The 523-nt window shown below is 48.4% G+C and carries 1 tRNA gene and 2 rRNA genes; all 3 read right to left on the minus strand.

Annotated features, from left to right (window positions below):
• Positions 1 to 92, minus strand: a 23S ribosomal RNA gene (locus tag QQZ17_RS19685); the annotation flags it as partial.
• Between the two features lie 191 nt (positions 93 to 283).
• Positions 284 to 358, minus strand: a tRNA-Glu gene (locus QQZ17_RS19690).
• A gap of 87 nt (positions 359 to 445) precedes the next feature.
• Positions 446 to 523: ribosomal RNA gene (locus tag QQZ17_RS19695) — 16S ribosomal RNA — on the minus strand; the annotation flags it as partial.

Consider the following 523-nt stretch of genomic DNA (forward strand, 5'->3'; position numbering starts at 1 on the left):
ATATCACCTTACCGACGCTTTTCGCAGATTAGCACGTCCTTCATCGCCTCTGACTGCCAGGGCATCCACCGTGTACGCTTAGTCGCTTAACCTCACAACCCGAAGATGTTTCGTAAAACACCGTCAGCGTTGCGAAAATTTGAGAGACTCGAACACACATTGACTGTGTGTCGTTTCAATTTTCAGCTTGATCCAGATTTTTAAAGAGCAAATATCTCAAACATGACTCTGAAGTCAGTTTTGAGATACTGATTGGTTGTGCCTTTCACTCACAGCCAGCAAGTGGCGTCCCCTAGGGGATTCGAACCCCTGTTGCCGCCGTGAAAGGGCGGAGTCCTAACCGCTAGACGAAGGGGACACGATGTGTCACGACTTCGTAGCCGTCTTGCTATTCACTTTTCATCAGACAATCTGTGTGAGCACTACAAAGGCAGGTTCTTTAAGGTAAGGAGGTGATCCAACCGCAGGTTCCCCTACGGTTACCTTGTTACGACTTCACCCCAGTCATGAATCACAAAGTGGT

Source organism: Citrobacter sp. T1.2D-1 (assembly GCF_950098555.1).
GTDB classification, from domain to species: Bacteria; Pseudomonadota; Gammaproteobacteria; order Enterobacterales; family Enterobacteriaceae; genus Citrobacter_A; species Citrobacter_A telavivensis.